Here is a 13,029-nt window from a genome sequence, read left to right as displayed (position 1 = left end):
CCGCCGACACCCCCCGATTCCGGGGCGGCCTCCCCCACGACAGCGAAGAGGTGACATGACCGGGCGCAGCGAGGAGCGGCCGCCGGGCCGCGGTGAGGGCCGGCCGGCCGCGGAGTCGCCGTCCGGCGACTGGTACGTGGCCGACACCTACGCCCAGGACCCGTACGCGGCCAACGCGTACCAGGGCCACCAGGACGGTCAGGACCCGTACGGTCTGGGGGCCGCCCGGCCCGCCGCGCCGCAGCAGCAGGCCGCCGCCTACGACGTGCCGCCGCAGCTGCCGCCGCAGGGGGGCGGCTACCCGACGCCGGTTCCGCCGGTGCAGCCCGGCTGGGACGCCCCGGCCCAGGCGGGCTGGCAGGAGAACCGGCCCGGCTGGGAGCAGCCGGCCCAGGCCGACAACCAGGCCAACAACCAGGCCGACAGCCAGTCCGGCGCCCAGTGGGGCGGCCAGTGGGGCGGCCAGCCGCAGTGGCAGCCCGGCCCGGCGCACTCGGCGTGGGACTCCGAGACCACCGAGTACGTCGGGGTGGACGCGCTGTTCGGCGGCGGCCATGCCGCGGCGGCCCAGCCCCAGCCGCCGCTGGTCCAGCCCCCCGGGCCCCAGGCCTACGCGGCCCAGCCGCCGATGCCCCAGCCGCCGCTGGTCCAGCCGTTCATGGGACAGCCCCCGCTGGGCCCGCCGCCCGTCGCACCCGCGCCGTTCCCCCCGGGCGGCGGGTACCCGGGACAGCACGGACACCCGCACGACCCGGACGGGCAGCGCCCGTTCGTCCCGCCGATCGAGTTCGACCCGCCGCTCTCCGAGGAGGAGGCCACCAGGCAGGTGGCGGCGGTGCAGCTGCCGCCCGCGGTGGAGCCCCTGGAGGAGCTCGCCGCCGAGGAACGCACCGCCCCGGCGCCCGCGGCCGGTGGCGGCGGCAAGGTCACGAGCCTGCTCAACTCCAGCGCGATCATGGCGGCCGGCACCCTGGTCTCCCGGGGCACCGGCTTCCTGCGCACCATGGTGATCACCAGCGCGATCGGCATCGCCGTGATGGGTGACTCCTACAACGCGGCCTACACCCTGCCGACCCTGCTCTACATCCTGATCGGCGGCGGCGCGCTGAACGCGGTCTTCGTGCCGCAGCTGGTGCGCAGCATGAAGAACGACGAGGACGGCGGAACCGCCTACGCCAGCCGGCTGCTCACCCTGGTGATGGTCGGGCTCGGCGCCGTGGTGCTGCTGGCCGTGGTCGGGGCGCCCCTGCTGGTCCAGCTGATCTCGCACCCGATGATGGAGAACCCGACCCGGGCCGCGACCACCGTGGCGCTGGCCCGGTACTGCCTGCCGACCATCTTCTTCATGGGCATCCATGTGGTGATGGGGCAGATCCTCAACGCCCGCGGCCGCTTCGGCGCGATGATGTGGACCCCGGTCCTCAACAACATCGTGGTGATCTTCACCTTCTCCGCGTACATCTGGGTCTACGGCAGCTTCGGCAGCACCGAGGTCACCCCGGAGACCGTCTCGCCCGAGGGCGTCCGGCTGCTCGGCATCGGCACCATGGTCGGCCTGGTGGTCCAGGCGCTGGCGATGATCCCGTACCTGCGGGCGGCCGGTTTCCGCTTCCGGCCGCGCTTCGACTGGCGTGGCCACGGTCTGGGCAAGGCCGGCCGGCTGGCCAAGTGGACCTTCTTCTTCGTGCTCGCCAACCAGGCCGGCTTCCTGGTCATCACCCAGCTGGCCACCGCCGCCGGCAGCGCCGCCGAGAAGACCGGCCACCGCGGTGTGGGCCTCGCCGCGTTCTCCAACGCGCTGCTGATCTGGCAGCTGCCGCAGGCCGTGATCACCGTCTCGATCATGAGCGCGGTACTTCCCCGGCTCTCCCGGGCCGCCGCCGACGAGGACGCCGGCGCGGTCCGCGACGACCTCTCGCACGGTCTGCGCACCACCGCGGTGGCGGTCGTCCCGGCCGCGTTCCTGTTCCTGGCCCTCGGCCCGGCGATCGGCCGCGCGATCTACGCGGTGGGCGGCGACCGGACCGTCCTGCTCAGCGCCACCAACGTCGGTCTGATGCTCTCCGCCTTCGCACTGGGCCTGATCCCTTACTCGGCGCAGTACGTGATGCTGCGCGGCTTCTACGCCTACGAGGACACCCGCACGCCGTTCTCCAACACCGTCTGGGTGGCGGCCTGCCAGGCCGTCTTCTCGGTGCTCTGCTGGTTCGTGCTGCCGCCCGAGTGGACGGTGACGGGCATGGCGTTCGGGTACGGTCTGGCGTACGCCATCGGAGTGATGGTGGCCGTACCGAAGCTGAAGCGGAAGATCGGCGGCCTGGACACCAAGCGGATCGGCAGGACCTACAGCCGGCTGGCGGCCGCCTGTGTGCCCGCCGCCGTGGTCGGCCTGGCCGTCAGCCTGGCGGTCCAGCGCGTTCTCGGCGGCTGGCCGGGCAGCGTGCTCTCGGTCGTCCTGGCCGGCGGGCTCCAGCTGGCCGTCTTCGTGCTGATCGCGAAGCGGCTGCGGATCGAGGAACTGAACGCCATGCTGGGGATGGTCCGCGGCCGACTGGGCCGCTGACCACACGTACCAACCGGCCGCACCGGCCGCCGCCCTGACCGGGCGTCAACCGGACGGACGGGGTTCTCCGCCCCACCGGGGCGGGCACTGGGCCGCCATCGGCTCCCGGGTCGTCCCGGGCTCCGCGATGGCGGCCCAGTGCCGGATCCGCACCACATCTCTCCACCACCGCGCAACCGCCCGGACCTTTCAGCGGTCGTACCCGGTGGAGAAGAGTGGGCACAATTGTCCTGGAGCGCTGGGCCTGCCCGCCCGCGTGCTCCAGCGACTCTCTCAGGCCGGGGCGACACAAGGGGAGGCAGGACCACGGTGGCTGATGGCACCAAGGCGGTCGTCGACACGTCAGCGGCTGACGGGACGACGGACGAGGCCGCGCTGGCCGCCGCGATCGACGAGCTCGCGGTCGACACGGCCGCCGGGACGGACGACGCCGACGACACCGCCGACCGCTCCCCCGAAACCGCCTCCAGCGGCGAGGAGACCTCGGAGATCACCGCACCGCTGTCGGCCGACGAGATCGCCGCCGAGCTGGCCGCGGGCGCCGCGCGCGCCGCCGCCGCGGACCGGCGCCGAACGGGCCAGGGGGCGGCGAAGCCGTCCGCGGGTGCGCCCTCGGGACACCCCGCCGGCCGCCCTCCGCAGGACCCGCAGCCCACCGTCGACCCCCGCGCCACCGGCACCCTCCCGCGTACCCTGCCGGCCCCCCTGCGGCACAGCGGCGACAAGATCGGCAACCGGTACCGGCTGGAGGAGTGCATCTCCCAGACCGAGACCTTCAGCAGCTGGCGGGCGGTCGACGAGAAGCTGCGCCGGGCCGTCGGCGTCCATCTGATGGCCTCCGGGCACCAGCGGGCCCGCGCCGTCCTGGCCGCCGCCAAGTCCGCCGCGCTGCTCGGCGACCCGCGCTTCGTCCAGGTCCTGGACGCCGTCCAGGAGGGCGAGCTGGTCTACGTCGTGCGGGAGTGGCTGCCGCACGCCTCCGACCTCGCCAAGCTGCTCGCCGACGGCCCGATGGAGCCGCACGAGGCCTACCAGATGGTCCGCCAGGTCACCGATGCCGTGGCCGCCGCCCACCAGCGCGGCCAGGCCCATCTGCGGCTCACCCCGCGCTGTGTGCTGCGCACCGACAGCGGCCAGTACCGGATCAACGGCATCGCGGTGGACGCCGCCCTGCGCGGCCTGCCCGCCGAGGACACCGCCGAGGACACCGCCGAGGACACCGAGCGCACCGACACCCGGGCCATCGGCGCCCTGCTGTACGCCGCGCTCACCCACCGCTGGCCGTTCCCCGAGGACCGCTACGACCTCCAGGGGCTGCCGAAGAACCTCCGCGAGGTGCCGCCGGACCAGGTCAGGGCCGGGGTCCACAAGGGTCTGTCCGAGCTGGCCGCCCGCGCCTTCTTCGACCACCCGCCGCACCACGCCGAGCCGATCACCACCCCCGAGCAGCTGGCCAGGGCCATCGCGCTGATGCCCCGCATCCGCCAGCCCGAGCCGGAGCTGCCGGCCTTCACCGCCCCGCCCCGGCACAACACGCACGCGCTGCCCACCGCGCCCAACCCGACCCGGGTGGTCGCCGCCCCCGGCATCGCCCAGCCGCCGGCCGGTCCCCGCCCGGTCCCCGCCCGGCGCACCCGGCGGCGGCTGCGCCGGGTGCTCAAGGTGACGGCCTGGACGGTCGCCCTCGGCGCGATCGGCGTCGCCTCCTGGCAGCTGGTCGACAGCCTGCGCAACAACCAGCCCGCCGTGGCGACCTCCCCGTCCGCGACCGTCACCTCACCGACGACACACGCCACCACCCACACACCGGTGCCGATCCCGGTCAAGGACGCGCAGTCGTACAACCCGCAGGGCGATGGCCCGGAAGGCGCCTACTCGACCGCCAAGGCCTTCGACGGGGACCCGAACACCGCCTGGGTCCCGCAGTGGTACAACGACCCGTTCGGTCCCAAGCCCCTCCTCAAGGAGGGCACCGGTCTGCTGATCGACCTCGGCACGCCGCAGGCGGTCAGCTCGGTGAACGTCCAGTTCCTCGGCTCCACCACGGCGGAGCTGCGGGTGCCGAACGCCCAGGCCGCCGCCGCCCCGCTGAAGGCGCAGCCGGGGGACTACACGGTGCTCGGCAAGCACAGCGGCCCCACGGCCGACTACACCCTGGAGAGCCCGGTCACCACGCGCTACCTCCTGATCTGGATCACCAGCCTGCCGAAGGATCCATCGGACGGCAGGTACCGCGGCGGGATCGCCGAGGTCAAGGTCTCCGGCTGACCGGACCGGCACGGCGGGGGCAGGGCCTGGCACACCGGAGCGCAGGACACGGGAGGGGTGGCGGTGGCGGACGGCGTGGACCGGACGGACGACGACGCGGCGCTGCTCGCCCGGCACGTCGCCGGCGACCGGGACGCCTTCGGCCTGCTGGTCAGCCGCCACCGCGACCGGCTCTGGGCGGTCGCGGTGCGCACCCTCGGCGACCGTGAGGAGGCCGCCGACGCCCTCCAGGACGCGCTGGTCTCCGCGCTCCGCTCCGCCCACACGTTCCAGGGCCGCTCGGCCGTCACCACCTGGCTGCACCGGATCGTGGTCAACGCCTGCCTGGACCGGGCCCGCCGCACCGCCACCCGCCGCACCGGACCGCTCGACGACGACCCCCGGCGGCTGGACGCCCTGGTCGGCTCCGCCGAACCGGCCGACAGCCCGGTGGTCCGCGCCGAGGTGCACCGGGAACTCACCGCCGCGCTGGCCGAGCTGCCGGTCGAGCAGCGGGCCGCCCTGGTCCTGGTCGACATGCAGGGCTATCCGGTCGCCGAGGCGGCCGAACTGCTGGGCGTGCCGGTCGGGACGGTGAAGAGCCGCTGCGCCCGGGGCCGGGCCCGGCTGCTCCCGCTGGTCCGCCATCTGCGCGGCGACGGCGGCGCACCCGCCGTTTCACGTGAAACAGCGCCCGCTCCCGGGACGACGGCACCGGCGGAACGGGGCGCCGCCGCCCCGCCGGGGAACCCCTCGGGGCCCCGTACCGTCCCAGGGACAGGCCTGGACACCGGCCGACCGATCCTGGAAGGAGACGCGAGCGCGCGATGACGGCCCCCCTCTCCTCCCCCGACCCCACCGGACCGCACCCCGACCCGGACGAGCTCGCCGACCTCGCCGAGGGGCTGGTCGAGTCCGCCGCCACCGCCGGGGCCCTGCGACGGCACCTGGACGGCTGCGCCGAGTGCCGCGAGACGGCCGACGCGCTCGCCGAGGTCCAGGCACTGCTGGGCGCCGTCGAACCGCCGCCGATGCCCGCCGACCTCGCGGGGCGGCTCGACGCCGCCCTGGCCGCCGCGGTCGCCGAGGCCGTGGAGGGCCCCCAGGAGGCCGCTGCGGCCGACGACGGGGCCGGGCCCCCGGCCCGGCCGTCCCGCCCTGCCGCGGCGCCGTCCACGGCGCCCGCACCCCCACTCGCACCGCCGCCCGGCCGTCCGTCCGCGGCCACGGCGCCCGCCGGTCCCGGCGCCACCGGAGCGGGCCGCTCCCGCCCCCGCCGACGACGGGCCGGCCTGCTGCTCGGCTCGGCCGCCGCCCTGCTCGCGATCGGCCTCGGCGGCGTCCTGCTGCTGCGCCCCGCGGACCGGCAGTCCGTCGACGGCACCATGGCGAAGGCCGACGCCCCGGCCGCCGCCGCTGCCACCACCGACGGCAGGGCGGAGCACGCCGCCGGCGGCACCGTCTACCGGGACGACCGGCTCGCGGCCCAGATCCAGCAGTTGCTCGCCCGGACCACCGCCACCCCCGCTCCCCCGGCGGCCAAGCCCTCCGTCCCCTCCGGGCCCGCCGACGGAACGCCCGCCGACGGGCCGCCCGCCGACGGAACGCAGGGGCTCGGCGGTGGCGGCCGCTCCGCCCCGGCCTGCCCGGCGCCCGCCGACGGACCGCCGCTGGCCACCGACCGCGGCAGCTACGCCGGCGCCCCGGTCGAGGTCCTGGTGTACCCGGTGCCGGACCGGTCCGGGCTGCTCGACGTCTATCTGCGCTCCCCCGGCTGCGGGCCGGTCCTGCTGCACCGCACGGTCCCGGCCCGCTGACCGGCCGTTCCCGAGCGATCCACGCCCAGCACGGCCCGGCGCTCCCGGACTGCGGGCACCTGGTACTGATCCGCCTGGGAATGCGAGACACTGGTCAGTCGTTGTCCCGGGCGGCGGAGCAGGACCGCCCTCCCCGCACCTAACGCGGGTCGCGATGCGAACCAGGAGATGCAGTGAGCGACGTCCGTAACGTGATCATCATCGGTTCCGGCCCGGCCGGCTACACGGCCGCGCTCTACACCGCCCGTGCCTCCCTCAAGCCTCTGGTCTTCGAGGGGGCCGTCACCGCCGGTGGCGCGCTGATGAACACCACCGAGGTGGAGAACTTCCCCGGTTTCCGGGACGGCATCATGGGTCCCGAGCTGATGGACAACATGCGGGCGCAGGCCGAGCGGTTCGGCGCCGAGCTGATCCCGGACGACATCGTCGCGGTGGACCTCACCGGCGACATCAAGACCGTCACCGACTCCGAGGGCAACGTCCACAAGGCCCGCGCGGTGATCGTCACCACCGGCTCCCAGCACCGCAAGCTGGGCCTGCCGAACGAGGACAAGCTCTCCGGTCGCGGCGTCTCCTGGTGCGCCACCTGCGACGGCTTCTTCTTCCGCGACCAGGACATCGCGGTGGTCGGCGGCGGTGACACCGCGCTGGAGGAGGCGACCTTCCTCTCCCGCTTCGCCCGCAGCGTCACGATCATCCACCGCCGTGACACCCTGCGCGCCTCCAAGGCGATGCAGGAGCGCGCCTTCGCCGACGAGAAGATCCGCTTCGAGTGGGACAGCGCGGTCGAGGCCATCCACGGGGACCCGAAGCTGACCGGCGTCACCCTGCGCGACACCACCACCGGCGAGACCCGCGAGCTGGCCGTCACCGGCCTGTTCATCGCCATCGGCCACGACCCGCGGACCGACCTCTTCACGGGCCAGCTGGACCTCGACGCCGAGGGCTACCTCAAGGTCGAGGCCCCCTCGACCCGGACCAGCATCCCCGGCGTCTTCGGCGCGGGCGACGTGGTCGACCACACCTACCGCCAGGCCATCACCGCCGCCGGCACCGGCTGCTCCGCCGCGCTGGACGCCGAGCGCTACCTGGCCGCGCTGGCCGACCTCGAGGCCCAGGCCGCCACCGTCGCGGTCTGACCTCCGCACCACCGACCGCCCCCGGCGGGGGTGTTCCACGTGAAACACCCCCGCCCCGGCCAGGCAGAAACAGAACGGGCCCGCCCGTTGTTCTTCTGGCAGCAGCCCTCTCCGTTCGATCCCGAGGAGTTCCCGTGGCCGGCGCCACCACCACCGTCACCGACGCGACGTTCAAGGCCGACGTCCTGGACAGCGACAAGCCCGTTCTGGTCGACTTCTGGGCCACCTGGTGCGGCCCGTGCCGCCAGGTCGCCCCGATCCTGGAGGAGATCGCGGCCGAGCACGGCGACAAGCTGACCATCGCCAAGCTCGACGTCGACAACAACCAGCAGACCGCGGCTCAGTACAACGTGATCTCCATCCCGACGCTGATCGTCTACAAGGGCGGCGAGCCGGTGAAGTCGATCACCGGCGCCCGTCCGAAGGCCGCGCTGCTGCGCGAGCTGGCCGAGTTCATCTAGGTCCGGCCCGACCGGCACGACGAGGGCGGGGCTCCCCCATCGGGAGCCCCGCCCTCGTCGTGTTCCTCCCCCTCGGCCCGGCTCCGGGCGAGCGGCCGGGAACGGTCGGCCGGCTCAGAACGGCCGCAGCGCCGGCTCCTTGCGCGCCCCGCCCAGGAGCCGCTCCAGAGCCCCCTCCACATCGCCCCGCCAGGACAGCGTGGTCCGCGCCTCCAGCCGCAGCCTCGGGTAGCGGGGGTGCGGACGAACGGTCTTGAAGCCGACCGCGAGCAGATGGTCGACCGGCAGCACACAGCTCGGCGGCTGCCGTCCGACCGCGCCGAAGGCCTCGACCGCCCGGACCCCGCGGCCCAGCAGATCCTTGGCCACCGTCTGCACCAGCACCCGACCGATCCCCTGCCGTTGATAGCCCGGCAGTACCCGGCTGATCATCAGCTGGACGGCGTCCGGAGAGACCGGACTGGTCGGGAACGACTGCGAGCGGGGCACATAGGCGGGCGGGGCGTAGAGCACGAACCCGGCGGGCTGGTCGTCCACATAGACGATCCGGCCGCAGGACCCCCACTCCAGCAGCACCGCGGAGATCCACGCCTCCTTCTCCTGCTCGGGCTTGCCGGACTCGACCGCCGCCCGCCCGCTGACCGGGTCCAGCTCCCAGAACACACAGGACCGGCAGGTCGTCGGCAGATCTCCGAGGTTGTCCAGCGTCAGCGGAACGATCCGGCGTCCCATACCCCGCACCTCCTCGTCCACTCCACAGTCGAGCATTCCCCCCGAACGCCGATGGGTGCATGTTTCACGTGAAACACCGCTCACGTGGAACATGCACCCATCGGGATTCGCCTTCGGCCCGGCTCAGCCCTGCGACAGCCGTAGCCCGTCCTCGCCCGGGGCCAGGCTGTCCAGGATCCGGTTCAGGTCCTCGACCGAGCCGAACTCCAGCACCACCTTGCCCTTGCCCAGCTTGCCGCCGCGCTGCGAGACCTCGACCTTGACCCGGGTGTCGAAGCGGTCCGACAGCCGGCTCGCCAGATCGTTGACGGCCGGGGAGATCAGCTTGCCCGCCTTCGGCCCGGACTGGCGCTGCGGCTTCTCCTCGTGGTTCATCACCGTGACGATCTCCTCGGTGGTCCGCACCGAGAGGCCCTCCTCGACGATCCGCCTGGCCAGCCGCTCCTGCCGCTTGCTGTCCGGCACGCCGACCAGGGCCCGGGCGTGCCCGGCGGTCAGCACCCCGGCGGCGACCCGCCGCTGGACCGGCGGCGACAGCCTCAGCAGCCGCAGGGTGTTGGAGACATGCGGACGCGAGCGGCCGATCCGGTCCGCCAGCTCGTCATGGGTGCAGGAGAAGTCCCGCAGCAGCTGATCGTAGGCGGCGGCCTCCTCCAGCGGGTTCAGCTCCGCCCGGTGCAGGTTCTCCAGCAGGGCGTCCAGCAGCAGCTTGTCGTCCTCGGTGGCCCGGATGATCGCCGGGATCTGCTCCAGCCCGGCCTCCCGGGAGGCCCGCCAACGCCGCTCGCCCATGATGAGCTCGAAGCGCTCCGGACCGACCTGGCGCACCACCACCGGCTGCAGCAGGCCCACCTCCTTGATGGAGGCGACCAGCTCGTCCAGCTTCTTCTCGTCGAAGACCTCGCGCGGCTGGCGCGGGTTGGGCGTGATCGCGTCCAGCGGCAGCTCGGCGAACCGCGCACCGGTCACCTGGGCGAGGTCCGCCCCGACGAGCTCAGCCGCCGCCTCGCGCTCCCGGACCGCCTGCTCCCGCAGGCTCTCCGCGGCGGCCTTCGCCGCCACCGTGCCGCGGCCGGTCGGCAGCACCGGCACCGCCGTCGGCGACACCGTCCCCGCGGCCACCACCGAGGCCGGGGCGGACGGGACCACCGCGGGCTCTGCCGCCGCCCCGCCGGCCCCCGGCGTGGCGGCCGGGATCAACGCCCCGAGCCCTCGTCCCAGACCCCTGCGACCACTCACCGATTGTCCTCCGTCGTACCGTGCTGTGCCGTTGGGGCGCCTTGCCCCGTACCGCCGTCGCGCTGCTGGCCCACCGTCGAGCCACCGACCCCGATGCCCACCGCGCGCAGCGCCAGCTCCCTGGCCGCCTCCAGGTAGGAGAGCGCACCCGTCGAGCCCGGGTCGTAGGTGAGCACCGTCTGGCCGTAGCTGGGTGCCTCCGAGATCCGGACCGAACGGGGGATCGCGGTGTGCAGCACCTCCTCGTGGAAGTGCGTCCGGACCTCCTCGGCCACCTGGGCGGCCAGCCTGGTCCGGGCGTCGTACATGGTGAGCAGAATGGTGGAGACGTGCAGCGTGGGGTTCAGGTGCGCCCGGACCAGCTCGACGTTGCGCAGCAGCTGGCCGAGACCCTCCAGCGCGTAGTACTCGCACTGGATCGGGATCAGCACCTCCTGACCGGCGACCAGGGCGTTGACCGTCAGCAGCCCGAGCGAGGGCGGACAGTCGATCAGGATGTAGTCCAGCGGCTGCTCGTACGCGGTGATGGCGCGCTGGAGCCGGCTCTCCCGGGCGACCAGCGAGACCAGCTCGATCTCCGCGCCGGCCAGGTCGATGGTGGCCGGGACGCAGAACAGCCCCTCGACGTCCACCACCGGCTGCACCACATCGGCCAGCGGCTTGCCCTCCACCAGGACGTCGTAGATCGACGGGACCTCCGCGTGGTGGTCGATGCCGAGTGCGGTGGAGGCGTTTCCCTGCGGGTCGAGGTCGACCACGAGGACGCGCAGTCCGTGCATGGCGAGCGAGGCGGCCATGTTGACGGTGGTGGTGGTCTTGCCCACCCCGCCCTTCTGGTTGGCCACCACGATCACCCGGGTGGCGGCGGGCCGGGGAAGGCCCTCGCCCGCTCGTCCGATCGCTCGGACCGCAGCCTGGGCAGCACGCGCGATGGGCGTGTCATCGATCTGGTCGATGGTCTCCGAGTCCTGCATGGGGGTCAGTGTTTCACGTGAAACCGGAGCGGCAACAGTTGCCGCCCGGATAAGGCCGAGCCCGCGGCGGAGCCGGAGGTCAAGACCGTCGGAGAGCAGGGAGCGACGTTTCACGTGAAACACCATGCCCGCTATGTCGGAATTCTGACGGTGCGACACTCCGTCGCGAAGCAGAACGGGCGGGCGGCCCGAAGAGGCCGCCCGCCCGTTCCCACGCGTCCGCTCAGCGGCCGCGGCGCCGTCCGCCGCGGCCCCGCTCGCCGACCCGCGAGGCGTTCGCGTTCCGCCCGGCCCGGGCCGCCTTGGCCCGCCGGGTCGCCGCCTTCACCCCGCCGGGGCTCTCCCCCGCCTTCACCTGGATCACCCGGGTGGAGGTCTCCAGGGTGCCCTCGCCCACCGAGATCACCGACCACTCCACGGCGCCCAGCTTGGTCAGCCCGGCCCGCGAGTCCGCCAGCTCCTGCTCCGCGCTGTCGCCCTTGAGCGCCAGCATCTGCCCGTGCGGGCGGAGCAGCGGCAGGCCCCAGCCGGCCAGCCGGTCCAGCGGTGCCACCGCCCGGGCGGTGACCACGTCCACCGCGAGCTTGCCGACCATCTCCTCGGCCCGCCCGCGCAGGACGGTGACGTTCTCCAGGTTCAGCTCGCGGACCACCTCCTCCAGGAAGGTGGTCCGGCGCAGCAGCGGCTCCAGCAGCGTCACCGAGACGTCCGGGCGGGCCAGGGCCACCGGGATGCCGGGCAGGCCGGCTCCGGAGCCGACGTCGCACAGGGTCGATCCGGGCGGCAGCAGCTCGGCGAGCACCGCGCAGTTCAGCACATGGCGGTCCCAGAGCCGGGGCACCTCGCGGGGGCCGATCAGCCCGCGCTGGACACCCGCCGTGGCCAGCAGCTCGGTGTACCGGACGGCGGCGTCGAAGCGGTCGCCGAAGACCTCCCGGGCCACGGCCGGCGCCTCGGTCAGCCCCTCGGCGGCCGGCCCCTCGACCGCCGGACCCTCAGCGGCCGAATTGCCGGCACCCGTCGCCGGCTCACCGGCAGCCGCGTTCTCCGTGTCCATCTCGACCTCTCCGCTCCCCGGATCCACCGACCCGCGCATCGCACCGTTTCACGTGAAACATCTCTCGCCGGGCTCTCGGCCCGGCGGCCCCGCAGAGGGACAACGACCCCGCCCGCACAAGGCGGACGGGGTCTGTCAGTCGCCATCCGGACAGTCCCGGCGCACCGGCCGTCTCGGCCGGGCACCGCTCTGCCGGTCTCAGGCCGGCAGCACGACCACACACCGCTGGGGCTCTTCGCCCTCCGACTCGCTGCGCAGACCGGCCGCGGCCACCGCGTCATGGACGACCTTGCGCTCGAACGGCGTCATCGGCCGCAGCTTGACCTGCTCCCCCGTGCTCTTCACCTGCTCCGCCGCCTCGGCGCCGAGCGCGGCCAGCTCCGACCGCTTGCGGGCCCGGAAGCCGGCAATGTCCAGCATGAGGCGGCTGCGCTCGCCGGTCTCCCGGTGGACAGCCAACCGGGTCAGCTCCTGCAGCGCCTCCAGCACCTCGCCGTCCTGGCCGACCAGGCGCTGGAGCGCACGGTCGTTGCCATCACTGACGATGGACACCAGGGCACGGTCGCCCTCCACGTCCATGTCGATGTCACCGTCGAGGTCGGCGATGTCGAGCAGACCCTCCAGGTAGTCCGCCGCGATGTCGCCCTCCTGCTCCAGGCGGGTGATGAGGCTCTCGTCGGCGCTGGCGACGGCCTCGGCCTCGATGGCGGAGGTGGTGCCTTCCGTCACTGATGGACTCCTTCGGAGATGGGGCCCAGGTGGTGGGCCGGGAACGAAGCTCTGTGCGCTGCCTTGACAGT

At 73.8% G+C, this 13,029-nt stretch carries 11 protein-coding genes; 6 read left to right on the top strand and 5 right to left on the bottom strand.

Annotated elements, in window-relative coordinates; genetic code table 11:
- Nucleotides 1–55: 55 nt before the first annotated feature.
- From murJ to trxA, 6 genes are all read left to right on the top strand, one after another.
- A complete protein-coding gene (gene murJ / locus ACIO5D_RS21105; RefSeq protein WP_400796954.1) occupies nt 56–2,563 on the top strand; it encodes a murein biosynthesis integral membrane protein MurJ in 2,508 nt (835 codons plus the stop codon).
- Nucleotides 2,564–2,872: 309 nt separating this feature from the next.
- Nucleotides 2,873–4,831 (top strand): protein kinase family protein, encoded by a 1,959-nt coding sequence (locus ACIO5D_RS21100; protein WP_400796951.1) that lies wholly within the window; start codon nt 2,873–2,875, stop codon nt 4,829–4,831.
- Between the two features lie 63 nt (nt 4,832–4,894).
- Entirely contained in the window at nt 4,895–5,641 is a 747-nt protein-coding gene (gene sigM, locus ACIO5D_RS21095; protein ID WP_400796948.1) for an RNA polymerase sigma factor SigM, read from the top strand.
- Nucleotides 5,638–6,627 (top strand): hypothetical protein, encoded by a 990-nt coding sequence (locus ACIO5D_RS21090; RefSeq protein WP_400796945.1) that lies wholly within the window; start codon nt 5,638–5,640, stop codon nt 6,625–6,627. The genes sigM and ACIO5D_RS21090 overlap by 4 nt, the downstream gene beginning before the upstream one ends.
- A 173-nt stretch (nt 6,628–6,800) precedes the next feature.
- Nucleotides 6,801–7,766, top strand: coding sequence for a thioredoxin-disulfide reductase (gene trxB, locus ACIO5D_RS21085; protein WP_363613035.1), 966 nt, complete (start codon nt 6,801–6,803; stop codon nt 7,764–7,766).
- Nucleotides 7,767–7,900: 134 nt separating this feature from the next.
- A complete protein-coding gene (gene trxA / locus ACIO5D_RS21080) occupies nt 7,901–8,227 on the top strand; it encodes a thioredoxin (protein WP_363613037.1) in 327 nt (108 codons plus the stop codon).
- Between the two features lie 114 nt (nt 8,228–8,341).
- Here the strand turns inward: trxA and ACIO5D_RS21075 are convergent, their stop codons facing one another.
- The 5 genes from ACIO5D_RS21075 to ACIO5D_RS21055 all read right to left on the bottom strand — a co-directional run bounded on the left by ACIO5D_RS21075 (nt 8,342) and on the right by ACIO5D_RS21055 (nt 12,958).
- On the bottom strand, nt 8,342–8,959 hold the full coding sequence (locus tag ACIO5D_RS21075) for a GNAT family N-acetyltransferase (RefSeq protein ID WP_363613039.1): 618 nt from the start codon (nt 8,957–8,959) through the stop codon (nt 8,342–8,344).
- Nucleotides 8,960–9,082: 123 nt separating this feature from the next.
- Complete coding sequence (locus tag ACIO5D_RS21070; RefSeq protein WP_363613041.1) at nt 9,083–10,198, bottom strand: ParB/RepB/Spo0J family partition protein; 1,116 nt, start codon at nt 10,196–10,198, stop codon at nt 9,083–9,085.
- Nucleotides 10,195–11,145 (bottom strand): ParA family protein, encoded by a 951-nt coding sequence (locus tag ACIO5D_RS21065; protein ID WP_400654280.1) that lies wholly within the window; start codon nt 11,143–11,145, stop codon nt 10,195–10,197. The genes ACIO5D_RS21070 and ACIO5D_RS21065 overlap by 4 nt, the downstream gene beginning before the upstream one ends.
- 250 nt (nt 11,146–11,395) lie before the next feature.
- Complete coding sequence (rsmG, locus tag ACIO5D_RS21060; RefSeq protein WP_363613045.1) at nt 11,396–12,229, bottom strand: 16S rRNA (guanine(527)-N(7))-methyltransferase RsmG; 834 nt, start codon at nt 12,227–12,229, stop codon at nt 11,396–11,398.
- 198 nt (nt 12,230–12,427) lie between these two features.
- Nucleotides 12,428–12,958, bottom strand: a complete 531-nt coding sequence (locus ACIO5D_RS21055) for a R3H domain-containing nucleic acid-binding protein (protein ID WP_363613047.1) — start codon at nt 12,956–12,958, stop codon at nt 12,428–12,430.
- Nucleotides 12,959–13,029: the final 71 nt, after the last annotated feature.

This window comes from Kitasatospora sp. NPDC087315, from assembly GCF_044744345.1.
GTDB lineage: Bacteria > Actinomycetota > Actinomycetes > Streptomycetales > Streptomycetaceae > Kitasatospora.
Note: the sequence above shows the minus strand (reverse complement) of the source record. Positions and strands in the feature narration are given on the sequence as shown.